Here is a 22657-nt window from a genome sequence, read left to right as displayed (position 1 = left end):
TGGCGGGACCAAGAAAATGTGCGGGCCTGCCGCTCACGGCACACAGAAGAGACGGCAAACTCTTATGGAGGCAATTCCACTTTCTGGGTCGAAGAGCCATAGATGACCGGCGAGTACTCAGGGGGGGTACGGAAGGCCCAGGATTGGATTATCATTACAAGAGATTCTTCAGTCGCTACGCTTCTTCAGAATGACAAGAGAGGATCATCAGAAGCATACGGCCAGCTGTCATTCTTCTATTTGTCATTCTGAGCGAGTCTGCGAGCGAAGAATCTCTGAATAATGCTGAGGATCACTGGCGCGAAGAATGAGCGTCCTGTGTATCTGTTTGTGGTGATTTCCTTTCTTCGGGTTCGTAATCGCTATCGGGATCGATATCCATAAACTGAGGGTTCCTGCTGCACCGAATGACCTATTCTTTCGATTACGATAACGATTTGGATTATCTCAACTTTTAACTAAGAACAGTTTTTCATACGAAAAGTAATGAGCCCAGGGAGAGACGACAATCAAACGGGCCGGGTCCTACGCCCTTCCCAAGGCCTTGAGGGTCACGTCCCGGTCTATCATGCCCCGAAGCCGCCCCTGGCCGTCGGTGACCACCAGGCGCTTGATCCCGTGGTCGAGCATGAGGTCCAGGGCCTTCTTGACCGGGGTGCCTTCGGGTACGGAAAAGACGCTCTCGCGCATGACATCCTGGGCGGTGCCCGAAAACAGGGTCGGGGACTCCGGTTTGGCGGCCAGCAGGGAGATGAGCCCGCTGAGAAGGCCGTGCTCCCGATTGCGGCTGAACAGAGAGATCAGGTCCCGGTCCAGGATGACCCCCCGGACGTTGTCTTCCGTGTCCACGACCACAACCCGGCGCAGGGGGGTCTGCACCATCTTGCGCACGACCTCCTGCAGGCCATCCTGGGGAGTCACAGTGGCCACCTCGGTGAACATGAGCTGATCCACTGTATTGTCCAATCCCGGGGGGAGCTCGGGGAGCTGGTCTGAAAAGTCCGCGGCCCGGACAAAGGTGCGCAGGATATCCACCCTGCTGACGATTCCGGCCATGTTTCCATGCTCGTCGACCACCAGAAGACGTTTGATGGACCGGGCGCTCATCACTCTGGCCGCCTCCTGGATGGTGGCGGTTATGGAGATGGTCTGGACCGGTGTGCTCATGACGTCTGCGGCGGTCTTGCTGCGCAGGGCGAGCATCTGTTCCTGCCGGGTCTGGTCCGGAAGGTGGGGATGCAGATCCAGGCGCAGCTGTAGTCCTCCCCTGCTCAGAAGGTCTCCCCCGGTAATGATGCCCACCGCCTTGTTGTCCCGGACCACGGGCAGGGCCTTGACCTGGTGGCTGAGGAGGCGGTTGACCGCTTCCTCCAGGCTGTCATCCGGATGCAAGGTAACCGGATTCATGCTCATGACGTCCCGGACCCGCAAGGGCATATGAAAGGCGGCCTGGACCGTCTCCAGAGTCAAGGTCCCGGAAGCAACCATTGCGTTCACATGGGGCCAAAAGGCCTCGATCCGTTCCTTGGTGTCCACGATATCCACAATAACCGGCAGCTCTTCGGACAGGCGCAGGATCTTGCTGCTGTGAATCCGGGTGCCCGCTCCGAAGCCCAAAAAACCGCGGAAGGCGGTGGCACCGGCCAGTCCGTAGCTTTTGGCCTCCTCAACGATGACCTGATACAACGGTTTTCCGTTATAGTGATCGTTTTCCCCGATGTATGCGCGCAGGCGCAGGGCGTTGCGCAGAGTGTCCATGCTCTGTCCTTGAGTTGCGGTTATCGGTTGCGTGCTAGTGCCTTGTCATTCATCATCTGTCGTAATGCAAGAAACACCCCCAGCCCCCATCAAGGGAGGACCAAGAGGGAGCGACAGATCAAGGTTGATTTTTCACTAGCCCAAGGCCCTGATCAGGATAATGCCCAGCCAGAGGGCAATCAGGCCAAGAACCGTCTGGCCCAGATAATTGAGCCCGGCCAGAACCCATTGGGCGTCGCGCAGGAGCTGGCTGCACTCAAAGATCAGGGAGGAAAAGGTGGTGAAGGAGCCCATGAAACCGGCCAAGAGGATGATTCGGGTTTGATCCCGGAGCACAAATCGCTCCTCGGCCAGGGCGAATATCACCCCGAAGAGAAAGCAGCCCGCAATGTTTGCAGTCAGCGTTCCCCAGGGAAAGGAGGGCCCGGTGAGCTTGTGGACCAGTCCGGTCAGCCAGTAGCGGGAGAGGGCTCCGCCCATGCCGGCCAGTCCTATGAGCAAAATAGTGATCAATGGCACAACTCATCATCCCCCGGTGTCAGAATAGTCGTCACCTCTGGCGGCAACAAAAGCGAGAATGCCACAAAACGGAGACAAAATGAAGAACACCCAGCCCTTGGCCCAGAATATTTCCTTCATCCTTTTGGTCCTGGCCGCGACCCTGCTCTTCGCCTGGGTCATACACGGCTTTTTTCAGCCCGTGTTCTGGGCCGCGCTGCTGGCAGTGGTCTTTTATCCTTTATATGCGTTCTTTCTTCGTCTGCTGGGAGGGAGAACGCGGTGGGCCAGCCTGCTCACCCTGGTGATCATCGTTTTGGGGGTGGTCATCCCCCTGGGCCTGCTCGGTCTTTCGGTGATGCACGAGTCCATGAGCCTCTATGAACGCATTTCCGCAGGCGATATCCAGCTGAGCAAGGCAATGGCCTACCTGGAGCGCACTGTCCCGGTACTGACCCAGGGGCTGGAAAAGGCCGGCCTGGACTGGGAGAAGATCACCGAAGACCTGTCCCAGACAGCGGTGACGGGCAGCCGGCTGGTGGCCACAAATCTGGTCAGCATCGGCCAGAACGCCCTGCGCCTCGGGGTCATGCTGGCTCTGGCCATCTACCTGCTGTATTTTTTCCTCAAGGATGGAGAGTGGTTGATTGGGGGGATCATGCGGGTGGTGCCATTAGACCATGAGCGTCAGCAGAGCCTGGCGGCCCGGTTTGCCCAGGTGTCCAAGGCCACAGTGAAAGGCACGTTTGTCGTGGCCGTTGTCCAGGGCGGTCTGGGGGGGCTTTTCTTCTGGATCCTGGGCATCCAGGCAGCAACCCTGTGGGGAGTGATCATGACCATCCTGTCCCTGATCCCCATGCTCGGCTCGGCCCTGGTCTGGGGACCGGCAGCTGTGATTCTGATTGCCACAGGCAGTGTTGTGCAGGGCGTGGTCCTGCTTGGTGCGGGGTCCATTCTGATCGGGTTGGCGGACAATGTGCTCAGACCGCTTCTGGTCGGACGGGAGACACGGCTTCCGGACTACGTGGTGCTCATCTCCACCCTGGGCGGGATCGGGGTATTCGGGGTTTCCGGCCTGGTCGTCGGTCCGGTTGCCGCCGCCCTGTTCCTCACTGTATGGGAGATGTTCGGGGAGGAGTTCGGGAGGCTGGGAACGAGTGACAGATGATAGTGACTGGTGACGAGTGACGAGTGACAGATGACGGGTGACAGGTGATGAATGGCAGGCATATTTGATGCACATCAAGGACGTGTTTTTCGAGAAAGGCCATTGTGGTCCTGAACCAGGCTGGTCTGCCGCTCACGGCACACAGAAGAGACGGCAAACTCTTATGTAGGCAATTTCACTTTCTGTGTCAAAGAGCCAGCAATCTTCACACCCCTGCCAAAAGTTCAGGGGACCTTGTCCAGTGAGGCGCTGAAGGCCTCCTGATCCCGGCTGTTTGAGTATTTTTTTATCAGTCCCACTACAGGGCTCATCGCCAACAGTGAGCTAAATGGCTGGTCACCGCCTCGCTGGACAAGGCCCCCTGAACGAATACAGCCTGGATACCGTTGTCGATGTGTATTTGTTCAGAGGGCTGATAGCTTGCGTCGATATGGGTGCCGGGCAGGATGAGGCTGGGCCGGCTGTATTTGGACTCTTCAATCTGCAGCTGACAAAGGCGGCAGCAATTCCATGGAGGTATGTATGAAGACCTTGAATCTGTATCAGGAAAGCGGGTTCAACGATCTGGCCATGAAAAAGTTCCTGGTCCATGACTCACCCTATTTCAAGATCCTGAACTTCAACTTCCAGCCCGGTCAGGAGCTGCCGGTGCACTCCCACGATGTGGAAGGCCAGCTCTCCATCCTGGTTCTGGAGGGCGAGGGCGAGTTTTTGGGGGCCGACGGGGCCTCAATCCCGGCCAAAACTGGGGACGTTCTGGTGGCTGAGATTGCCGAGTCCCATGGGATCAGGGCCACAAGCCAAATGCGGGTGGTGGTGACCATCGCTCCGCCGATATGAATAGTGTGGAGTGGTATTTGTTGGGATAATCCGGATCGAAATCGGGATCGCTAGCGTAATCGAAAGAATAGGTCATTCGGTGCAGGAGGAACCCTTAGCTTATGGATTCGATTTCGATCCCGATAGCGATTTCGAACCCGATAGAAAGAAAATCCCAACAAAGGGCTGCAGTGGACGCTCATTCTTCGTGCCCCTGAACTGGAGTGAGCTGCCACCGGGATCATTGATCTGCGGGCAGCATCTTTCCCACCGTCCGTCCCAGCTTCCTGGCCTGCTCCTCCATATGCCCCAGCATAGGGGGTTTCAAGGCCAGGGCCGGGGCGGCCATGCGCAGGCCGCAGTCCCGTTCCATGCTGGTATGGATCTGACCCGGCACTTCCTCATTCCATTCGTAGGATCCGAAGGCGGCCCCGATTCTGCCCTGAACAGGCAGCCGGGACAGACGGGTCAAAACCTCATCCATGTCCGGGAGCATCTGTTCATTGTAAACTGAGGACCCGAGGACATACGCGGCGTAGGTCTGGAGCTGATCGTCGCCGGGAAGGGAGTCGGCCGGGAAGGTGTCGACCTCACATCCGGCTTCCCTGAGGCCGGCTGCGATCAGGTTGCCGATCTCGGCTGTCTCTCCGGTCTTGGACGCGAAAATCACCACTGCCTTAGGCATTCACATTCTCCTGTCCCGCCGTCAAGCGCCGCCTGAGTAGGTCCAATGCGGCCATGGCGAACATTTTCTTATTTGCCTCCCGGGAAGGATAGCTGAACTGGAACCGGCGGGCAATGGTCCGCTCTTGATCCGACAGGCCGATGCATACCGTGCCCACCGGCTTGGCCTCTGATCCCCCGGCAGGCCCCGCGATCCCGGTGGTGGCCAGGCCGAGGCCGGCTCTGCCGGCCAGGCGCACGCCTCGGGCCATCTCTCTGGCCACTTCCTCGGAGACTGCGCCGTGACGCTGCAGGGTCTCTTCGGCAACACCCAGGATGCGGGTTTTGGCCTCATTGGCGTAGGTTACTGCGGACAGGGCGAAGATGTCCGAGCTGCCGGGAATCTCGGTCAGCCAGTGGCTGATGAGTCCGCCTGTGCAGCTCTCGGCAACGGCTAAAGTGGACGAACGGCTGCGCAGCAGGTCCTCCACCACGCGGGCAATGGGCTGTCCCGTGGCGCTGAAGATGTACTCTCCGATCCTGGCTTGAACCCAGGCCGCGGCCCGGTCGAGGAGGGGATGGACATCCCGGCTGTTCCCCCTGGCCGTGAGCTTGATCTGGACTTCCGGGAAATGGACCCGGAACCCGAGGGTAAGGTCCGGGAACTTTCGGCCAAGATCCTGCAGAGCGCTCGCGGCGCCGGATTCGCTGATTCCGAAGGCGGACAGGGTGCGGGTCGAGTTGGGCTCAAGCCGGTTCCGGAAGCGGCGGACAAGATCGGGCTGGACCGTCTGGGTGTACATCCGGCGCATTTCCTGGGGAACGCCGGGCAGAAAGTACAGGACGCAGCCGGTGCAAACACAGGAAAACCCCGGAGCTGTGCCCAGGGGATTGGGCAGCATCTGCGCTCCCCGGGGCAGCATGGCCTGCCGCCGGTTGGACTCCGGCATGTCCCGGCCAATGGAGCGGAAAAAGGCCTTGACCTGCTCCAGGGCCTCAGCGCACAGCTCCAGCTCTGTGTCCAGGAGCTTGGCGGCCGCCTGTGCGCTCAAGTCATCCGGGGTGGGCCCCAGGCCTCCGGTAACCAGGACCACCTCCGCCCTGGAACTCATCTCCGCAAGCGCGGCGGTCAGATCACTGAGCGCATCACCCACGCAGATATGCCGGCGCACGGCCAGACCGCTCTCCTCCAGCCGGCTGGAGAGCCAGGCCGAGTTGGTGTCCACCAGGGCGCCGCTGCGGAGTTCATCCCCGGTGGCCAGGATTTCAGTATGGATCATCGGGTGCCTTTATGGGGACAAAAATTATCACTACAGCGACAGTTTGGGTACAACAAACGCCTGCAAAGAGCCATGCGATTACTTATAGCTCCCACGCTCTGCGTGGGAGCTTTCCTGACCGCTCCCGCGGTCTCTTTCTGGACGCCGGAGCGTCCAAAAGAGTTCCCACGCAGAGCGTGGGAACGATAAAAAAAGAGAACACCCCCCTTGGATTCCCCCCTCAAGGGGGGACGGTAACCGCCTTGTCCGGGGGCTTGGCGTATATTTATTCCAGTTTGCGTTCTGCCGTGATCACGTCTTGAAAGAGCCAGGCAGGCGCCTGGCGGTCCGGGGAACAAAGCCTTGGAATCACGATCTGTCCTTGTTGTGCTGTCAAGAGACAACTAATAACTGATAACTGATAACTTATAACCCAGCCCCTCCATCACCTCCTGACCCAAGTCAGGTTGTACAAGTCCAGCCTGCGGTTGAGCATGTTGCGCACGCTGCCGGTCTGGCGCAGGTCCTTGAGCAGATCCAGGTCCAGGTCGGCGATCAGGGTCATCTCCGTGTTCGGGGTGGCCTCAGCGGCGATAGCGTCGTGGGGAAAGGCGAAGTCGGACGGGGTGAAGATGGCCGCCTGGGAGTACTGGATATCCATGTTTTCCACCCTGGGGATGTTGCCCACGCTTCCGGAGATGGCCACATAGCACTCGTTCTCGATGGCCCGGGCCTGGGCGCAGCGGCGGACCCGGAGGTAGGCGTTCTTGGTGTCGGTCCAGAAGGGGACCAGGAGGATGTTGATGCCCTGATCGACCAGGATCCGGGACAGCTCCGGAAACTCGATGTCGTAGCAGATAAGGATGCCGATCCGGCCCACGTCGGTTTCAAAAGCGGTCAGGGTGTCTCCGCCGCGCAGGCCCCAGCTCTGGCGCTCTTCCGGGGTGATGTGCAGCTTGTACTGCTTGTCCCAGGTCCCGTCCCGGCGGCAGAGGAAGCAGACGTTGAACAGCTGGTTGTCCCGGTACTCCGGAACGCTGCCGGAGATGATGTTGATGTTGTAGGCCAGGGCCATGTTGATCAGCTCCTGGCGCAGGGGCTCGGTGTAGTCGGCCAGGGAGCGCATGGCCTCGGAGGCGTGCTCCTGGTCGAACTTGGAGATCAGCGGGGCGTTGAACAGCTCGGGAAAAAGGACGATGTCCGCATTGTACCGGGCCACGGTATCCACGAAAAACTCCACCTGCTGGGTGAAGTCGTCAAAATCTTCAAAAAGGCGCATCTGCCACTGCACGGCCCCCAGGCGGACGTAGGTCTTCTTTCCGCCCATCAGGGGCTGGCGCTGCTCGTAGTAGATATTGTTCCATTCCAGGAGCACGGCAAAGCCGAAGGACTCCCTGTCCTCGGGCAGGTAATTGGGGATCAGCTTCTTGATGTGGAAGTCGTTGGACAGCTGAAAGGAGAGGACCGGGTCGTGGATCTCCTTGTTGTTCACCATCTGGATGTACTGCTGGGGAGTCATTTCCTTGGAGTATGCATGATACCCCGGGATTCTGCCTCCGACCAGGATCCCCTTCAGGTTCAGGTTCTCGCAGATCTCCTTTCTGGCGTCGTACAGCCGCCGTCCCAGTCGCAGGCCCTGATAGTCGGGATGGACAAAGACCTCGATGCCGTACAGATAGTCGCCGTCCGGATCGTGGTTCTTGAGATGCCCTTCGCCGATCACCTGGCGATAGGTGTGACTTTCTCCGTACTTGGAGAAGTCGATGATCAGGCTCAAGGCCGCGGCCACAACCTTGCCCTTGTCCTCGATGCAGATCTGGCCCTCGGGAAAGCGGATCAGGTGCGAGGAGAACTCCTCCTGGGTCCAGTATTCGCCCATGACCCGGTAGACCCGTTCCATGATCTCCATCATGTCCTGGAAATCCGAGACCTGCAGCGTGCGCAGGTTGAGCCTGTGCTCGGTTTGCTCGAAAGTCTGGTTTTCGTTCATAGTCAGATCTGGGGCAGCTCCTGGTTGGGTATGACCGAGGCGTAAAAGGCGTACACCAGACGGCGGAGGAACTCATCCAGCCGATGCAGGCTCTGCTCGGCAATAGCCGGGGGGATGCCGCCGTAGTAGGCTTCGGCCAGCGCACCGGCCATGCAGGCCTGGGTGTCGCTGTCCCCGCCCAGGGATACGGCGTTGCGCACCGCGTCTTCAAAGTCAGTGGATTCCAAAAAGGCGGTTATGGCCTGGGGCACGGAACCCTGGCAGGTGACGTCGAAGCTGTACCCGGGCCTGATGCGTTCCAAAGGGGTCTGCAGGTCGTAGCCGAACCCATCCTGGAGCCGGTCCCTGATCTCGGACTTATCCCGGCCCTGCCGGGCCAGAAAGAGGCCCAGAGCCACAGCCTGCGCTCCCTTGATCCCTTCCGGGTGGTCATGGGTCACAGCTGCGCTGTCCCGGGCCTGGTCCAGGACTGTCTGCTCATCGCTGAAGAACCAGCCCACTGGGCTGACCCGCATGGCCGAGCCGTTGCCGAAGCTGTAGTAGGGATCGGTCTGGGTGGAGGCCGCCCAGACGGCAAAGGTGCCCCCGTATCCAGCATGGGGATAGCGGGCGTAAAAGGTCTTCAGGTTCTGGCTGTAGGGCACAGAGTTGAGCAGGCTGTCGGCCAGGGCGATGGTCAGCACGCTGTCGTCGGTGAACCGACAGTCCTGGGTGAACAGATCGAAATCCTTGCTTTTCGTAGGCCGGGCCTCAAATCTGGACCCAATGATGTCGCCGCTGATTGCGCCTAGCATCGTCTGCCAACCTCACTGTGATTGTTGCGGTGCATTGGGGATGGAGACCAACCGGGTGGAGAGGTCCGGGTATGGATGGCTGACCCGGACATAGGCCGTGTTGATGAGTACGATCATATCCGTATCCCAGTCATGGACCAGGAAATAGGTCCCGTTTTCCGGGGCAGTCTGTCCGTCCCTGCTGATCAGGGTCCCTTTCGGACGCCAGCTAACGCCGCAGATCTCAGCGGTTTGGACCTTGATCCCGGTTTGTCCCTGGACGGATTCCACCCTGTGCCCAACATGCCGGCAGGGATCCATTGTCCTGGACGCGCAGAGATTGGACCAGGGCGTGTCCTGGATCCTGGCCTCCATTTGCTGAACATAGGCCCTGTGCCGCTGTTTGTAAAGAACGCGTCCCGGGTTGAGCTCCATAAGCAGCTCGTATCCCAGGGCCTTTTGGGCCAGGGCTTTGGAGGGAAGGGCATTGATGCGCTTTGTGAGCAGCTCTTCCTGTGACTTGCGCCATGTGGAGCGCGCGTCACGCAAACGGGTGGCGTACTCCTCCTTGGAGGTCAGCTTGTACAGCTCCTCCCAGATGGCCAGACGCTCCTCGTAGGCTGTATCCGGAAGGGTGTCGATCCGCTCCGTGAGCTCAGCCTCCCTGCTCCGCCGATACCAGGCATCGAGCCTGGGGTCGTTGACCCGTTGGTACTTCTCGGCCAGCTCTCTGGCCCGGGAGTAGTCCTCTTGGGAGTAGAGCTCGGAGATCCGGGTCAGGATCTCGCCTTGGCGGGAGGAGTACTCCTCCTGCACCGACTGCACGGAGTAGCGGGTCTGGGTGGTGTACAGACCGATTCCGGCCAGGAGCAGGAACAGGGCCAGGAGGACCAGACTCACGGTCCGAAAACGGCCGGAGATGTTGCCCCTGGCCGCGAGGACAAGGACATAGACGCCCAGGGCCAGGGCGCCGACAATGATGGCTGCGTAGCGAAGCATAGAGAATCGTTGTGTTTATATGAAGAACTGTTATTAGTTAATAGTTGGGATAAGCCAAATCGAAATCGAAATCGAAATCGAAATCGGGATCGGTATCGAAATCGAAAGAATATGTCATTCGGTGCAGCAGGAACCCTCAGTTTATGGATATCGATCCCGATCCCGATAGCGATTTCGAACCCGAAGAAAGAAAATCGCAACAAACGGATGCACTGAACGCTCATTCTTCGCGCCAGTGACCCTCAGCATTATCAGGATCCGTTTGGGTAGCCACTCCCAGTCAGTATCGGTATCGAAACCGTTTGCATGCTTCGTTAGCGCAAGCGTGCCTGCGCCTTGGCAGGCATGTGTGTTTATATATAAATCGGCATGTGGCCGTGGTCAGGGCATATACTGCCTTATGGCGGCCAGGGCATCGTCCACCCCTCCCCGGCGCTGGTCCAGGTAGCGGGTGAAGCGCTCAAAGACCTTGTCCCTGGACGGGGATGTGCGCAGGGAGCGGGACAGGGCCTGGAACAGCTCTTCAGGGCCCCGGACCTGGGTCAAAAGCCCCTGATCCAGGATCTCCCGGCCCACCCAGGAGAAATTGGACCACCAGGGTCCGGTGCAGGGTACGATCCCCTGGCCCAGAGACTCCAGGAAGTTCTGTCCCCCCAGGGGGGCCAGGCTGCCGCCGATGAAGACCGCCCTGGCCAAAGCATAGGCCGCCTCCAGCTCGCCCATGCGGTCCCAGAGGACTACCCGGCCCTGGGGAACGGCCTCCAGGGTCTGGCTTCGAAGTTGCCAGCTCAGTCCGGCTTCCTGCAAGGCCTTTTTCCAGGCCGGGATACGGTGCATATGCCGGGGAAAGACCGCCTGCACCGCTTTGGGGTGCTCCTCGGCCATCCTGGCGATGACCGGGGTCAGAGAGGATTCCTCCTCCCGGCGCACGGAGCCGTACACCACCAGTCTGGCCTGGGGCTTGAACACCCCGGAAAGGGGGTTGTGCACATAGGGCAGGGGCTCCTGCATTCCAGCCCAGCGGTCGAACTTGATGTTGCGCATGGTCTGCACGTTGAGGGAACCAAAGATGTAGGCATACCTGTCGGCCTGCTCCCGGTCCACAGCCAGAATCCGGCGGGGCCTGATCCGCTGGGCCAGATCCCGGAATCGGCTGTACCAGCTCAGGCTTTTCGGCGTCATTCGGGCATTAAGGAGTATGACCGGCACCTGCTGTCTGGCGCAAGCCGCCAAGATGTTCGGCCACAGCTCGGTTTCCAGAAGGACGACTACCCGGGGCCGCAGGGCGGCGAGGGCCCTGCGGACTCGAGCCGTGGTGTCCAGCGGAGCGTATCCTGGAGTGAACAGCATGTGCTGTGGAGGGGAAAAGGTGCGCAGAACCCCCATTCCCTGGGGCGTGTTGGTCGTGGCCAGGCAGGTCAGGGGGGCTTCCCGGGGCCAGGCCTGGAGCAGGGTTGTGGTCAGGGTGCATTCTCCTGCTGAGGCCGCCTGGATCCAGACGTCCGTCTCCCGAGGTTCCAGCCGGGAACGCAGTCTGGGCCCCAGGCCGGACCGGAGGCGTTTGGAGAGCATGGCTGCCGGCAGGGCGGCGTACCACAAGGCCGAGTACAGGCCGAGTCCGGCTCTATAGCCGGCCGGCAGTCCTGCGGGCTGGATGTGGGCATCCTGGGATATGTGGGACATAACGTGTGATCCAAAGACGGCTTATGCCGGGTCTTTTTTCCGGTTCTTCGACGTAGCCTGTGGATTTTTGGAGTTTGCCATCTCTTCTGTGTGCCCACTTTCGGCCCGGTATTTTCTAAGCCCCGCCAAAGGGGGATCCCTGCCCTCTCCGGGCACTCACATGGTGGTCATTGCCTTCAGATGGACTGAGCATATCATGCATGTGAGTGCCTGGTTTCCCCCTTTTGGCGGGACCAAGAAAATGTGCGGGCCTGCCGCTCACGGCACACAGAAGAGACGGCAAACTCTTGTGTATGCAATTCCACTTACTGGGTCGAAGAGCCATTTTTCCCGAGCTCTATAAGCTCGGCCACCATCTGCTCAAAGGACAGCCCCACGGCCTGCGCAGCCTGGGGAAACAGGCTGGTGGCGGTCATTCCGGGCAGGGTGTTGACCTCCAGGAGGTAGGGCTGGTTGTCCCGGACCATGAAGTCGGCCCGGCTGTATCCGGACAGGCCCAGACATTGGTGGGCCCGTACGGCCAGATCCTGGATCAGGGAGGTCAGCTCCCCGGATATGGGCGCCGGACAGATCTCTTGGGCCGCCTGGGGGGTATATTTGCTGAAATAGTCGAAAAAACCGGAGGAGTCCGCCGGCTGGATCAGAATCGGGGGCAGGGCCGTGGAACCCAGAACGGCGCAGGTGATCTCCTGTCCGGAGACAGCCTCTTCCAGCAGGGCCTCGCATCCCTTGGAGAACAGGGGGGGGAGCAGATCGGCGAGCTGCTCCTGGGAGTGGACATGGCTGATGTCCAGGCTGGAGCCCCCGTTGTTGGGCTTGAGGAACAGGGGGAAGCGCAGTCCGCAGGTCCATCCCCCTTCCGGGGTCCGGGGAAGGAACTCCCAATTCGGAGTAGGGATCCCGGAGCCGACAAAGAGCTCCTTGGCTGCGGCCTTGTTTAGGGCCAGAAGTGAACCGCTGGGGCCGGAGCCCTGATAGGGGCATCCCAGGCGGTCGAGCAGGGCCTGAATCAGCCCGTCTTCGCCCGGACAGCCGTGCAGATTGATGAACGCGAAGTCGGCGTCCCGGGCCATTTCCGGCAGGCGGTGGAATTGGACGGCGGGGTCGAAGAATACCACCTGGTGCCCGAGGCGTTCCAGGGAGGTGTGAATCGCTTGTCTGCCGCTTAAGGAGACATCCCGTTCATTGGACCATCCCCCGGCTATCAAAAGGATACGCATGCAGGTCGACCTCCAGGAGGGTGCTCAGCTCGCCTTCAATATGTTCTACCTGGGCAAAGGAGCGGTTCATGGAAGCAATTCTGGCCTCGTTGATTCCGTAGCGGTCAAACAGGTCGGAGAAACGTTCCTGCAGGGTAACGATCTGGTCGTGCTTGACCCGCTTGTCGGCATAGATGATGACCAGGGGCACGAAGTGAGTGCGCACGTCGAGGGGACCGGGCCACATGACGTGATGCCTCACTGCCTGGGCGATGGCCGGGTTTCCGGTCAGGGCCATGACCCAGGCCGCTCCGAGCTGGCTGTGGTTGCCACCGTGACGCACGGTATAGGTCTTGGCCAGATCGTGGAGCAGGCCGGCCGCGCGCAGGGTCTGCTCGGAGATCTCCAGACCCCGGGTCTTTGCCCGGTGCCCGATCCAGGATGCGATTCCAGCGACCAGCAGGCTGTGAACGGCAACATTTTCCAGCATCCCGTACGTGTGCCACCATCTCTTGCACTGGGCATCGTCCGGAACCATGCCACAGTTGACAGCTGGATAAGGGATGGAGATGGATGAGCTGGAAGCGGACATGGCGGTGCCGGTTGCCGGTTGTGCGTTGCAAGGGCTCGTGCGCAATGCCTTGGGTTTCTGGACTTTAGCCATAGATTGTGCCAAAAGTAAAGGCCCCGGAACGAGGGAGACTTGCCTGGGGTAGTGGACGGTTCCCGGACTCGGGCTATGGAGTTTTCCGAGGTTTGCAAACTCTTGGGAATGAAAATCCACTTTCTGAATTGATGGGCCGTGACTTTATTGGCTGGGCCGAGCGTGCAATGGAGACCAGGGGGGATACGAGAATGCAGGGCTATGCCGATCCCGGCTTGTGCCGGGAGCTGGCGGACAGGATACGCGCAGCCCTGACCGGGCGGCTTCGGTTCATGGAGGTCTGCGGGACCCATACGGTCTCGATCTACAGATCCGGCCTGCGCTCCCTGCTTCCCCCGGAGGTGGAGCATGTCTCCGGCCCGGGATGTCCGGTCTGTGTGACCCATGCCCGGGAAATCGCCGCCTGCATCGCCCTTGCCCGCATCCCGGGGGTGATTGTGCTCACCTTTGGGGATATGATGCGTATCCCGGACTCACGGGGAATGAGCCTGCAGCAGGCCAAGGCCCGGGGTGCGGACGTGAGGATATGCTATTCACCGGCTGAAGCCCTGCAGCTGGCCCGGGCCAATCCGGACCAGGAGGTGGTCTTTCTGGGTGTGGGGTTCGAGACCACGGCCCCGGCCGTGGCCGCGGTGGTCAAGCAGGCCGGACAGAATGGACTGGACAATCTCTCCCTCCTTTCCTGCCACAAGCGGATTCCCCCGGCGCTTGGCCATCTGCTTGCCGGCCGGGACCTGGACGTGGATGCCCTGCTCCTCCCCGGACATGTCTCCACGGTGATCGGTCTTGGGCCGTACTCCTTTTTGGGCCGGGAGTTTGGGATCCCCTCGGCTGTCAGCGGATTCGAGCCCGCGGATATCCTTATGGGCCTGTATTCCCTGGTCCGGCAGCAGGAAAAACAAAAGCCGGAAGTGATCAACGCCTACCCCCGGGCGGTCAAGGACCAGGGCAACCGGGCCGCCCAGGCCGTGCTGGAAGAGGTGTTCGACTCCGGCCCGGCTCAGTGGAGAGGGCTGGGAAGGATAGAGGACAGCGGCCTCTATTTGGCCCCTGAATACAGCGGCCTGGACGCCTGGAAGCGGTTCGGGCTGGAAGACATAGAGGACAGGGAGCCGCCGGGCTGCCGGTGCGGCGAGGTGCTCAAGGGCAAGCTGCACCCCCGGCAGTGTCCCCTTTTTGGGGCCGGGTGCACGCCGTCCCGGCCAGCCGGGCCGTGCATGGTCTCCACTGAAGGCAGCTGCGCCGCGGTGTTTAAGTATGGAATGTGAGAGATGAGTCGAATATGCATACCCATATACTTCTGGATCACGGCAGTGGGGGGCTGGCCTCCCAGCGTTTGATCAAGGATGTCTTTGTCCGCCATCTGGGCAATGCCGTTTTGTCCTCCTTAAACGATGCCGCCTGCCTGGATCTGTCCGGCCGGGTGGCAATGAGCACGGATACCTTCACCGTAACCCCCCTGTTTTTCCCCGGCGGGGACATAGGTTCCCTGGCCGTGCACGGCACAGTGAACGACGTGGCCATGTGCGGTGCCGTGCCCCGGTACTTGAGCTGCGGATTCATCCTGGAAGAGGGGCTCAGTCTGGAGCTTTTGGAGCGGATCGTGGCCAGCATGGCCCGGGCCGCAGAATCGGCCGGGGTGCAGATAGCCACCGGGGACACCAAGGTGGTCCCCCGGGGGGCGGTGGATCAGGTGTTCATCAACACCACCGGTCTGGGCGAGCTGGGGGAAGGGACCCCGCCCCAGGGAAACAGGGCGGCCCCAGGGGATGCGGTGCTGGTCAACGGGAGCATGGGCGACCACGGTCTGACCGTGCTGGCCCACAGGGAGGGGCTGAACTTCCGAACCCCGGTGGAAAGCGATTCCGCTGCGCTGAACGGGCTGGTCAGCGATGTGATGCAGGCGGTGGGGGATGTGCATGTCCTGCGCGACCCAACCAGAGGCGGCCTGGCCACCACGATCAAGGAGATCGCCGAGCAGTCCGGGGTGTGCATAGAGCTGGAGGAGTCCAGGATTCCGTTCAGTCCAGGCGTGGAGGAAGGGTGTTCCTTTTTGGGTCTGGATCCATTGTTTCTGGCCAATGAGGGCAAGATGATCTGCATTGTGCCCCAGGATATGGCCGAAAAGGCCCTGCAGGCCATGCGCAGCCATGCACTGGGCAAAAGGGCCGAGATCGTCGGCCGGGTGATCCAGGGCCAGGCGGGGCGGGTGGTCCTGAATACGGCTATCGGCGGTCAGCGGCTGGTGCACATGCTGGAGGGGGAGCAGCTGCCCAGGATCTGCTGACGCTGGTTTTGATCCCGCGGACAGTCCCGGTCATTCCCGCGGCTGAGGCTTCATCCCCAGCTCATGCAGGGAAGCGGCAATGGCCTGGATGGCTTCCTCCATACCCTGTCTGGCTTCTTCTGAAAGCTGCAGCCCGGTTTCCAGACTTTTGGGCCGGATGCCGAAAAGGGTGATATGCCCAGGCAAGGAGTCGTTCATCTCAGCTGCGGCCAGGACCTCGCTCAAGCCCAGCTGGTGGGGGGAGATCCTGTTCCGAAAGTACCCCGGGGATCGGCTCAGGTCCACCCGGATCATGCCGCCCGGATGCAGGTCCTCTTGATGCACCGCATCGACAATAAAGAGATGCGTTCTTGTGTCCAGGGCAGGCAGGAGCTCCATGCCGCTGGTTCCCCCGTCCAGGAGATCGATCTGGGCCGGAAAGAGGTAACGCTGCTCCAGCTGCTCGATGGTCCGCACTCCCACCCCTTCGTCCGAGAGGAGGACGTTTCCCACGCCCAAAATAAGGATATTCGGCTGTGATGTCTGGGTCATAGTCTCTTTGATGACGTATTAATATCCAGGCCGGGCAAAACCCGGCCTGGATATTGCTGAAGATCACTGGCGCGAAGAATGAGCGTCCAGTGATCCGATTGTTGTGATTTTCTTTTTTCAGGATCGAAATCGCTATCGCTATCGGGGTCGGGATGGATAGCCATAAGCTGGGGGTTCCTGCTGCACAGAATGACATATTCTTTCGATTTCGATCCCGATCCCGATCCCGATTTGGATTATCCCAGCACATACCTTGGGGCCATCATTGAGAGGGGCCCAAGGCGTCTCGTTCCCTACAGCACCTTGACCTTGACGATCTCCTGCTCCTCCTGGTCCATCATGTGCACGGCGCAGGCGATGCATGGATCAAAGGAATGCACTGTGCGCAGGACCTCCAAGGGCTTTTCCGGGTCGGCAATGGGGTTTCCGACCAGGGAGGCCTCGTAGGGGCCGAGCTGGTCATCCTTCCCCCGGGGACCGGCGTTCCAGGTGGAGGGGACCACGCACTGATAGTTGGCGATCTTTCCGTTTTCAATGACCACCCAGTGAGAGAGCATTCCCCGCGGGGCCTCGTGAAAGCCGAATCCACGGATTTCGCCCTTGGGGAACTGGGGCTGGTTGCAGATCTCGGTATCTCCGGAGCCAATGTTTTCCACCAGGGCCTTCCAGTTCTGGGACAGGGTGTCGGTGAGCACCGCGGCCCGGACCGCGCGGGCGGCATGCCGGCCGATGGTTGAGTGCAGGGCCTGAACCGGGATGGTGGTCCCGGCCAGGGAGCCGGCGGTGTTTAAGGCCAGGTCCAGGTAGTCCTGGGTCGGCTTGTGCCCGGCTGCGACCATGGCCATTACGTTGGCCAGGGGGCCGACCTGAGCCGGCTGATCCTGGAAGTTCGGGGCCTTGATCCAGGAGTACTTGCCCTGATCCTCAAAGCCGGTGTAGTCGGGCACGGTCTCTTCCTTGTAGGGATGCCGGTCCCAGTCCCCTTGATACCAGGAATGCTTGATGCTTTCCTTGACGTTCTGCTCGAAAAACTCGTCGGTGAAGGAATTGACGGCCCGGAAGGATCCCAGGTCTCCATTGGGAATATACCCGCCCGGGAGCATGAAGGATTCGCCCTTGGTGTCCGTGGGCATGTCCGGGACGCTCAGGTAGTTGAGCACTCCGGCTCCGTACCCGGTCCAGTCGGCGTAGAAGGCGCCGATAGCAGCCACATCCACCAGATAGACCTGCTTGATAAAGGCATCGATCTCAGTGATCAGGCTCTTGATTTGGTACAGCTTGTCCATGTTCAGGGAGGCCGGGCTGTCTTGATCCACGGGATTGGCCACCCCGCCGACGGCCAGGTTCTGGATGTGCGGGGTCTTGCTGCCCAAAACGGCCACAATCTGATTGATCTTCCGCTGGTACTCCAGGGCCTGAAAATAATGGGTCACGGCCAGGAGGTTGACCTCAGGGGAAAGCTTCATGGCCGGATGCCCCCAGTAGCCGCTGGCAAAGATGCCCAGCTGTCCGGAGGAAACGAATTTCTTCAGCTTGTCCTGGATTCCGGTCATCTCGCTGACGCTGTTCCGGTGCCAGGAGGAAAGCTGCTGTCCCAGCTTGGCCGCGGCCTTGGGGTCGGCGTCCAGGGCGGATACGATGTCCACCCAGTCCAGGGCCGAGAGGTGGTAGAAGTGAACCAGATGATCGAAGATGCCGTGCCCGGCGATGATCAGGTTGCGGATGAGCTGGGCGTTTAAGGGGATCTCCAGGTTCAGGGCGTTTTCCACGGCCCGGACCGAGGCAATGGCGTGAACCGTGGTGCACACGCCGCAGATCCGCTGGGTATAAAGCCAGGCCTCCCGCGGGTCGCGGCCCTGGAGGATGACCTCGATTCCGCGCCACATCTGGCCTGAGGACCAGGCGTTGCTTATCAGGCCCTTGTCCACTTCGCAGTCAATGCGCAGGTGCCCTTCAATACGGGTGATGGGATCAACTGTGATTCGCTTGGCCATTATGCTGCTCCTTGAAACGGTCATGAGTGATCAGTTGTCTGCCGCAGATCAGATTCGGAGGCTGCCGCGGGCGTCCTGATGATTTCTAAAGGCCGGGCAATCCGTCGGCCCGGATAAAGCGTGTTTCCGGGGCTATGCCCTTTGGGGTCTCTCCGGCAGGGCCAGGACCGGAAATCGTTTCACGATCCATAAATAGCCCAGGATCTCCACCGCGATGATGCCCAGGGTGATCATCAGCTCTCCGACGGCCGGGAAGTAATGCCAGCCGTTGCCCGGGTCGTAGCCGATGATGTAGGCGTTGAAACGGTACAGCCCCACCCCGAGCAGGATGCAGAGGGCGGACCAGAGGACTTTGGTCGGGTCCTGCCGATTGCCGGGAAGAGCGATGAGCAAGAGCCCCACAAGCATAAGACCCATCTCGATCAAGAACATGTTTCCGGCCAGATCGCCCTGAAAGGCCAGTCCCAGGGCTCCCTGGGCGTTGATGTCCTGGATGCGCATCAGGATGAACACGCCCAGGACCCAGGGAACAATACTGGACAGCCTGCGCACGATCTTCAGTTCATGCGGGGTGTTGAATCGCAGGCTGGACAGGGAGGTTTCGAAGATGACGATGGCGTAGCCCAGGAGCATGGCGGCCATAAGGAAGAACAGGGGCAAGAGCTTGCTCCACCACAGAGGGGAGAGCTTGGCGCCGGCCAGGACCATGAGGCTGCCCAGGGACGATTGGTGCATGGTGGGCAGAAGCATGCCCAGGGCGACGAAGACAAAAAGAATCCGGTTCAGCTTGGTCTCCAGATCCTTGATCGGGTAGCGCTTGAAAACCACCGGGGCGAACTCGATGAGCAGGACCAGGCAGTAGGTGGCGATGCACAGGGCCACTTCAAAAAGCGCGGAATGGACATTTGCGTGCCAGGGGAGAAAGACGTTGTGCATCTGCCAGTAGCGGCCGATATCGATGAACACCGAGAATCCCCCCAGGATGTAGCCGAACATGCTGGTCAGGATGGCCGGCTTGAGCAGCGGACTGTACTCGAAGCGGTTGAAGATATAGATGAGCACGGCCATGGCGTATCCCCCGCAGGCGAAGGCGGTGCCCACGTTTACGTCATACGCGATCCACAGCCCCCAGGGGAAGCCGTCGTTCATCCCGGTGACCGGGCCCAGGCCGTATATAAAGCGCTTTGCCATGTATATGCCGGCGATGAGGATGACGGCAATCCCAATGACAAAGGGAACCGTCAGCACCCGTCCTCCGGCTGGTCGTGCTTCTGCCATAGTGTACTCCTGTATCAAAGAAGTTGTCGGTACTTTTGGCCTTTCCCGCAGGCTCTATCCGGTATCATTCCAGGAAACGGGCATGCAGTCCTGTCCGGGAAAGCAGGCCTTTTCCCTCAAGCAGCCGGGCAATAACGGGGATCACTTCCGGGATCTCGCCCTGGCTGGAGAGAGAATGCGGTTTAATACATGTGCAACTAGGGTCTCTCGTCATGCCCGCCCCGCTTTTTGACCACATAGAGCAAACCGCCCAGGGCCGCGACAGGGTAGAGCATATACTTGTACAGCCCCTTGGATATCCCTTCCAGGTCCCGGACATAGGAGGTGGCCTTGAGTTCCGGAAGGCCGAGGTTCTGGAAATCGGTCCCGGCCAGGAGCATGACCTGGGTCCCGCCCAGCTCCTGCGCCCCGTAGATGTGGTCTACGTATGCCTTGGCCCGGTGCCGGACCGCGCTTCCCTTCTGGATGTGATTGACCGGGAACTCGTAGTACCGGCCGGGCTCCATGAGCAGCCGGCGCTGGGCCTCTTCCTGCAGGTCCTTCACCGGGCCGAAGAGGGATGCCCCGGTGGGGCAGGCCTCACAGCAGGCGGCGTAGCGGCCCTGATCGTACAGATGGTCGCAGAGCTGGCATTTCTGGATCTGGGGAAAGGGATCGTCCCATTCGAACTTGGGCACGTTGTAGGGACAGGCTATCTGGCAGTAGCGGCAGCCGATGCAGGCGTCCTTGTCGTAGGTGACCACCCCGGTCTCGGGGTCCTTGCGCAGGGCTGAGACCGGACAGGCGGCGGCGCATGCTGGCTCCAGACAGTGCATGCACTGGCGTTTGACAAAGGCCTGCTCCTCTCCGGAGGTGTACATCTTGATGATGTTCAGGGTCTTGGCCGAGAGGTCCAGGGGGTTGTCCCATATGGAGTTGGGCCCGGAGTGCTCGGCAGGCATGTCGTTGGCCCGCTTGCAGGCCGTCATGCAGGCCTGGCAGCCGATGCACAGATTGGAGTCGTAGAGGATGCCCAGGGCCTTGGGGGGCAGCTCGTCCTGGGCCGAAGCGCCCCAGGCGGTGGAGGTCCCGGCGGCCAGGAGCAGGCTGCTGCCGGCGGCAGTTTTTAAGAAATCTCGCCGTTTAATGCTCATTCTTCATTCCCCCGTGTTATGAGTCCTGGTCGTCTGAAGATTTGAGCTTGCCCGCGGCTACGGCGGTTGCCCCGGCGGCCGCGCCGACAGCTGCCCCAGCCAGGCCCGCCGCTGCTGCGGAGATCCCGCCTCCCCGCTCGTACTCAATTCCGGCCGGAGTGGCGGCTGGAGTGATCAGGCTCTCCCGGGTCAAGTCGGCCTGGGTGAACTGGGGAACATGGAAGCCGATTCCGGCCTCGCTGCAACCAAAACAGGGGTGTCCGGTATCCACCGGCCAGGTATCCACATCGTTGAATCCCTTGATGGAGCAGTTGTTGTAGGTGACCGGCCCCTTGCAGCCCAGCTTGTACAGGCACCAGCCCTTCTGGTGTCCCTCGTCCCCAAACTTTTCCGCAAACCGTCCGGCGTCGAAATGGGGACGGCGTTCGCAGTTTTCATGGATCAGCCGGTCGTAGGCGAACTTGGGGCGGCCCTTGGCGTCCATGGCCGGAAGCTTGTTGTAGGTCAAAAAGTAGGCCACAGTGGACACGAAATTGTAGGCGTTCGGAGGGCAGCCCGGGACAGTGAGTACAGTGGTGTCGGTCAAGACCTGGGGGGCGCCCTTGGCTCCTGTGGGATTGGGTTCGGCTGCGGCAATCCCGCCCCAGGCCGCGCAGGATCCGATGGCGATGACCGCGCCTGCCTGGGCCGCGGTCTCCTGAACGATGTTAACGAACGGCCGTCCGGCTATCTGGCAGTAAATCCCGTCGTCCTTGGTCGGAATCGCGCCCTCGATGACCAGGATGAATTTTCCGGCGTGCTTTTCGATCATCTTCTCCTTGTGTTCCTCAGCCTGGTGGCCCGCGCCGGCATTGAGGGTCTCGTTGTATTCCAGGGAGATGAGATCCAGGATGAGGTGCTCAAGGGTCAAATGAAAGGGACGGAGGAGGGATTCGGTGCATCCGGTGCACTCCTGGCCGGAGAGCCAGATGACCGGCGGACGCTGGGGGTCGGTGACCGCCGCGGCCAGATCTTTCCCAGCGCTCAGGGGCAGGCCCATGCCCGCAGCCATGATAGAGCAGAACTTGATGAAATCTCGTCTGGAAACGTCGCCCAATCGATCCTTAACCGCCTGAAAATCACTGTCTTTCATATTGCCCCCTTTTTTGTAGAAAAATAATGCTCTAACATCCTGATTTTCCTATAAAGTATTGGCGCTACAGCGAAAGATAAGAGCCGTGTGCCGTTTCCGTCGTTTCACTATTGCCCGGCCCCGATTTCTGGATACATCGCAACCACGCGGGACGCGTGGCTCGTCATGACCATACAGAAAGAACCGGATTCTGGCCCCGGATCGGAGTCCGGGATGACGTTCCTGGGCGGGAATGACGGAAAAGAGCCAAAATCTCGATGCAGTATTATGTTCATGCTTCGTCAGCCCGAGCCTGCCTGCGCCTTGGCAGGCATGTGGATTTGTTATTATATTCACAAGCAGTATGTAAGTGTGTTTTGGGTTTTCGTTTCGCACAAGATGCACTTGCCTGACCGAAAGGGTGTGCCTGCCTCAATCAAGACTTTTCCCTTTGTTTTCGCAGGGAAAATTGTGCAAAAAGTGCAGCGCCTGTGAAGATAATATTTTGACACATCTTTCACAAGATTGCAATTCAAAAAAATGAATTAACCTTATATTAGATGTACCTCGGTTTGGAGAGGGCGTCAATATATTGGCCGGAATTTGTTCTCAGCTGCCAACGCTGAGGATTACTGGGGCGAAGAATGGGCGTCCAGTGCATCCGATTGTTGTGATTTTCTTTCTTCGGGATCGAAATCGCTATCGGGATCGATATCCATAAGCTGAGGGTTCCTCCTGCACCGAATGACGTATTCTTTCGATTTCGATACCGATATCGATACCGATTTCGATTTGGAGTATCCCAACTATCTGTTATCATATATTTGTCATCAGCAAGAAGCCGTCACCT

At 60.0% G+C, this 22657-nt stretch carries 21 protein-coding genes; 5 read left to right on the top strand and 16 right to left on the bottom strand.

Features of this window, described 5'->3' with window-relative positions; all coding sequences use genetic code 11:
- Positions 1 to 525 precede the first annotated feature (525 nt).
- Together N902_RS0111750 and crcB are read right to left on the bottom strand one after the other, a co-directional pair.
- Positions 526 to 1758 carry a DUF190 domain-containing protein gene (locus N902_RS0111750; protein ID WP_027371092.1) on the bottom strand — a complete coding sequence of 411 codons (1233 nt, stop codon included), beginning with the start codon at positions 1756 to 1758 and terminating at the stop codon, positions 526 to 528.
- A 135-nt stretch (positions 1759 to 1893) separates the two neighbouring features.
- Positions 1894 to 2277 (bottom strand): fluoride efflux transporter CrcB, encoded by a 384-nt coding sequence (gene crcB, locus N902_RS0111745; RefSeq protein WP_027371091.1) that lies wholly within the window; start codon positions 2275 to 2277, stop codon positions 1894 to 1896.
- A gap of 79 nt (positions 2278 to 2356) precedes the next feature.
- Here crcB and N902_RS0111740 point away from each other — a divergent pair, with 79 nt between their 5' ends.
- Both N902_RS0111740 and N902_RS0111725 read left to right on the top strand, forming a co-directional pair.
- Positions 2357 to 3424 (top strand): AI-2E family transporter, encoded by a 1068-nt coding sequence (locus N902_RS0111740; RefSeq protein WP_027371090.1) that lies wholly within the window; start codon positions 2357 to 2359, stop codon positions 3422 to 3424.
- Between the two features lie 522 nt (positions 3425 to 3946).
- Positions 3947 to 4264 (top strand): cupin domain-containing protein, encoded by a 318-nt coding sequence (locus tag N902_RS0111725; RefSeq protein ID WP_027371088.1) that lies wholly within the window; start codon positions 3947 to 3949, stop codon positions 4262 to 4264.
- Between the two features lie 220 nt (positions 4265 to 4484).
- Here N902_RS0111725 and N902_RS0111720 read toward each other — a convergent pair whose 3' ends face one another.
- The 8 genes from N902_RS0111720 to N902_RS0111685 form a co-directional block, all read right to left on the bottom strand.
- Positions 4485 to 4928 carry a flavodoxin domain-containing protein gene (locus N902_RS0111720; protein ID WP_027371087.1) on the bottom strand — a complete coding sequence of 148 codons (444 nt, stop codon included), beginning with the start codon at positions 4926 to 4928 and terminating at the stop codon, positions 4485 to 4487.
- Complete coding sequence (locus N902_RS0111715) at positions 4921 to 6186, bottom strand: competence/damage-inducible protein A (protein WP_027371086.1); 1266 nt, start codon at positions 6184 to 6186, stop codon at positions 4921 to 4923. Before N902_RS0111715 ends, N902_RS0111720 begins: the two co-directional genes overlap by 8 nt.
- Before the next feature lie 424 nt (positions 6187 to 6610).
- Positions 6611 to 8155 (bottom strand): bifunctional GNAT family N-acetyltransferase/carbon-nitrogen hydrolase family protein, encoded by a 1545-nt coding sequence (locus N902_RS0111710; RefSeq protein WP_027371085.1) that lies wholly within the window; start codon positions 8153 to 8155, stop codon positions 6611 to 6613.
- A 2-nt stretch (positions 8156 to 8157) separates the two neighbouring features.
- Positions 8158 to 8949: an ADP-ribosylglycohydrolase family protein gene (locus N902_RS0111705; RefSeq protein WP_027371084.1), complete on the bottom strand. Its 792-nt coding sequence runs from the start codon at positions 8947 to 8949 to the stop codon at positions 8158 to 8160.
- A 12-nt stretch (positions 8950 to 8961) separates the two neighbouring features.
- Complete coding sequence (locus N902_RS0111700) at positions 8962 to 9927, bottom strand: hypothetical protein (RefSeq protein ID WP_027371083.1); 966 nt, start codon at positions 9925 to 9927, stop codon at positions 8962 to 8964.
- Between the two features lie 381 nt (positions 9928 to 10308).
- Positions 10309 to 11610 (bottom strand): 3-deoxy-D-manno-octulosonic acid transferase, encoded by a 1302-nt coding sequence (locus tag N902_RS17630; protein ID WP_051564544.1) that lies wholly within the window; start codon positions 11608 to 11610, stop codon positions 10309 to 10311.
- A 305-nt stretch (positions 11611 to 11915) separates the two neighbouring features.
- The gene (locus N902_RS0111690; protein ID WP_027371082.1) at positions 11916 to 12830 is read right to left on the bottom strand and encodes a D-alanine--D-alanine ligase family protein; all 915 of its coding nucleotides are present in this window, start codon (positions 12828 to 12830) and stop codon (positions 11916 to 11918) included.
- On the bottom strand, positions 12793 to 13473 hold the full coding sequence (locus N902_RS0111685; protein WP_244147416.1) for an HD domain-containing protein: 681 nt from the start codon (positions 13471 to 13473) through the stop codon (positions 12793 to 12795). Before N902_RS0111685 ends, N902_RS0111690 begins: the two co-directional genes overlap by 38 nt.
- Positions 13474 to 13640: 167 nt before the next feature.
- Between N902_RS0111685 and hypD the strand changes: the two genes are divergently transcribed.
- A complete protein-coding gene (hypD, locus tag N902_RS0111680; protein WP_244147415.1) occupies positions 13641 to 14741 on the top strand; it encodes a hydrogenase formation protein HypD in 1101 nt (366 codons plus the stop codon).
- A gap of 14 nt (positions 14742 to 14755) precedes the next feature.
- Entirely contained in the window at positions 14756 to 15760 is a 1005-nt protein-coding gene (gene hypE / locus N902_RS0111675; RefSeq protein WP_027371079.1) for a hydrogenase expression/formation protein HypE, read from the top strand.
- A 30-nt stretch (positions 15761 to 15790) separates the two neighbouring features.
- Here hypE and N902_RS0111670 read toward each other — a convergent pair whose 3' ends face one another.
- From N902_RS0111670 to N902_RS0111650, 6 genes are all read right to left on the bottom strand, one after another.
- Positions 15791 to 16291 carry a hydrogenase maturation protease gene (locus tag N902_RS0111670; protein WP_027371078.1) on the bottom strand — a complete coding sequence of 167 codons (501 nt, stop codon included), beginning with the start codon at positions 16289 to 16291 and terminating at the stop codon, positions 15791 to 15793.
- Positions 16288 to 16455, bottom strand: coding sequence for a hypothetical protein (locus N902_RS19750; protein ID WP_153304206.1), 168 nt, complete (start codon positions 16453 to 16455; stop codon positions 16288 to 16290). The genes N902_RS0111670 and N902_RS19750 overlap by 4 nt, the downstream gene beginning before the upstream one ends.
- 129 nt (positions 16456 to 16584) lie before the next feature.
- Positions 16585 to 18285 carry a nickel-dependent hydrogenase large subunit gene (locus N902_RS0111665; protein ID WP_027371077.1) on the bottom strand — a complete coding sequence of 567 codons (1701 nt, stop codon included), beginning with the start codon at positions 18283 to 18285 and terminating at the stop codon, positions 16585 to 16587.
- A gap of 132 nt (positions 18286 to 18417) precedes the next feature.
- On the bottom strand, positions 18418 to 19563 hold the full coding sequence (hybB, locus tag N902_RS0111660) for a Ni/Fe-hydrogenase cytochrome b subunit (protein WP_051564543.1): 1146 nt from the start codon (positions 19561 to 19563) through the stop codon (positions 18418 to 18420).
- A 197-nt stretch (positions 19564 to 19760) separates the two neighbouring features.
- On the bottom strand, positions 19761 to 20696 hold the full coding sequence (gene hybA / locus N902_RS17625; RefSeq protein ID WP_034622659.1) for a hydrogenase 2 operon protein HybA: 936 nt from the start codon (positions 20694 to 20696) through the stop codon (positions 19761 to 19763).
- Positions 20697 to 20712: 16 nt separating this feature from the next.
- Positions 20713 to 21828: a hydrogenase small subunit gene (locus N902_RS0111650; protein ID WP_051564542.1), complete on the bottom strand. Its 1116-nt coding sequence runs from the start codon at positions 21826 to 21828 to the stop codon at positions 20713 to 20715.
- Positions 21829 to 21993: 165 nt separating this feature from the next.
- Between N902_RS0111650 and N902_RS0111645 the strand changes: the two genes are divergently transcribed.
- Positions 21994 to 22302 (top strand): hypothetical protein, encoded by a 309-nt coding sequence (locus N902_RS0111645; protein ID WP_027371074.1) that lies wholly within the window; start codon positions 21994 to 21996, stop codon positions 22300 to 22302.
- Positions 22303 to 22657 lie beyond the last annotated feature (355 nt).

The organism is Desulfovermiculus halophilus DSM 18834, from assembly GCF_000620765.1.
In the GTDB taxonomy this organism is placed as follows: domain Bacteria; phylum Desulfobacterota; class Desulfovibrionia; order Desulfovibrionales; family Desulfothermaceae; genus Desulfovermiculus; species Desulfovermiculus halophilus.
Note: the sequence above shows the minus strand (reverse complement) of the source record. Positions and strands in the feature narration are given on the sequence as shown.

Excerpts from the sequence above, each read along its gene's own strand:
- N902_RS0111750 (WP_027371092.1), bottom strand. The coding sequence starts at position 1,758 with ATGGACACTCTGCGCAACGCCCTGCGCCTGCGCGCATACATCGGGGAA.
- N902_RS0111740 (WP_027371090.1), top strand. The coding sequence starts at position 2,357 with ATGAAGAACACCCAGCCCTTGGCCCAGAATATTTCCTTCATCCTTTTG.
- N902_RS0111725 (WP_027371088.1), top strand. The coding sequence starts at position 3,947 with ATGAAGACCTTGAATCTGTATCAGGAAAGCGGGTTCAACGATCTGGCC.
- N902_RS0111720 (WP_027371087.1), bottom strand. The coding sequence starts at position 4,928 with ATGCCTAAGGCAGTGGTGATTTTCGCGTCCAAGACCGGAGAGACAGCC.
- N902_RS0111715 (WP_027371086.1), bottom strand. The coding sequence starts at position 6,186 with ATGATCCATACTGAAATCCTGGCCACCGGGGATGAACTCCGCAGCGGC.
- N902_RS0111710 (WP_027371085.1), bottom strand. The coding sequence starts at position 8,155 with ATGAACGAAAACCAGACTTTCGAGCAAACCGAGCACAGGCTCAACCTG.
- N902_RS0111705 (WP_027371084.1), bottom strand. The coding sequence starts at position 8,949 with ATGCTAGGCGCAATCAGCGGCGACATCATTGGGTCCAGATTTGAGGCC.
- N902_RS0111700 (WP_027371083.1), bottom strand. The coding sequence starts at position 9,927 with ATGCTTCGCTACGCAGCCATCATTGTCGGCGCCCTGGCCCTGGGCGTC.
- N902_RS17630 (WP_051564544.1), bottom strand. The coding sequence starts at position 11,610 with ATGTCCCACATATCCCAGGATGCCCACATCCAGCCCGCAGGACTGCCG.
- N902_RS0111690 (WP_027371082.1), bottom strand. The coding sequence starts at position 12,830 with ATGCGTATCCTTTTGATAGCCGGGGGATGGTCCAATGAACGGGATGTC.
- N902_RS0111685 (WP_244147416.1), bottom strand. The coding sequence starts at position 13,473 with ATGGCTAAAGTCCAGAAACCCAAGGCATTGCGCACGAGCCCTTGCAAC.
- hypD (WP_244147415.1), top strand. The coding sequence starts at position 13,641 with ATGGAGACCAGGGGGGATACGAGAATGCAGGGCTATGCCGATCCCGGC.
- hypE (WP_027371079.1), top strand. The coding sequence starts at position 14,756 with ATGCATACCCATATACTTCTGGATCACGGCAGTGGGGGGCTGGCCTCC.
- N902_RS0111670 (WP_027371078.1), bottom strand. The coding sequence starts at position 16,291 with ATGACCCAGACATCACAGCCGAATATCCTTATTTTGGGCGTGGGAAAC.
- N902_RS19750 (WP_153304206.1), bottom strand. The coding sequence starts at position 16,455 with ATGGCTATCCATCCCGACCCCGATAGCGATAGCGATTTCGATCCTGAA.
- N902_RS0111665 (WP_027371077.1), bottom strand. The coding sequence starts at position 18,285 with ATGGCCAAGCGAATCACAGTTGATCCCATCACCCGTATTGAAGGGCAC.
- hybB (WP_051564543.1), bottom strand. The coding sequence starts at position 19,563 with ATGGCAGAAGCACGACCAGCCGGAGGACGGGTGCTGACGGTTCCCTTT.
- hybA (WP_034622659.1), bottom strand. The coding sequence starts at position 20,696 with ATGAGCATTAAACGGCGAGATTTCTTAAAAACTGCCGCCGGCAGCAGC.
- N902_RS0111650 (WP_051564542.1), bottom strand. The coding sequence starts at position 21,828 with ATGAAAGACAGTGATTTTCAGGCGGTTAAGGATCGATTGGGCGACGTT.
- N902_RS0111645 (WP_027371074.1), top strand. The coding sequence starts at position 21,994 with ATGACCATACAGAAAGAACCGGATTCTGGCCCCGGATCGGAGTCCGGG.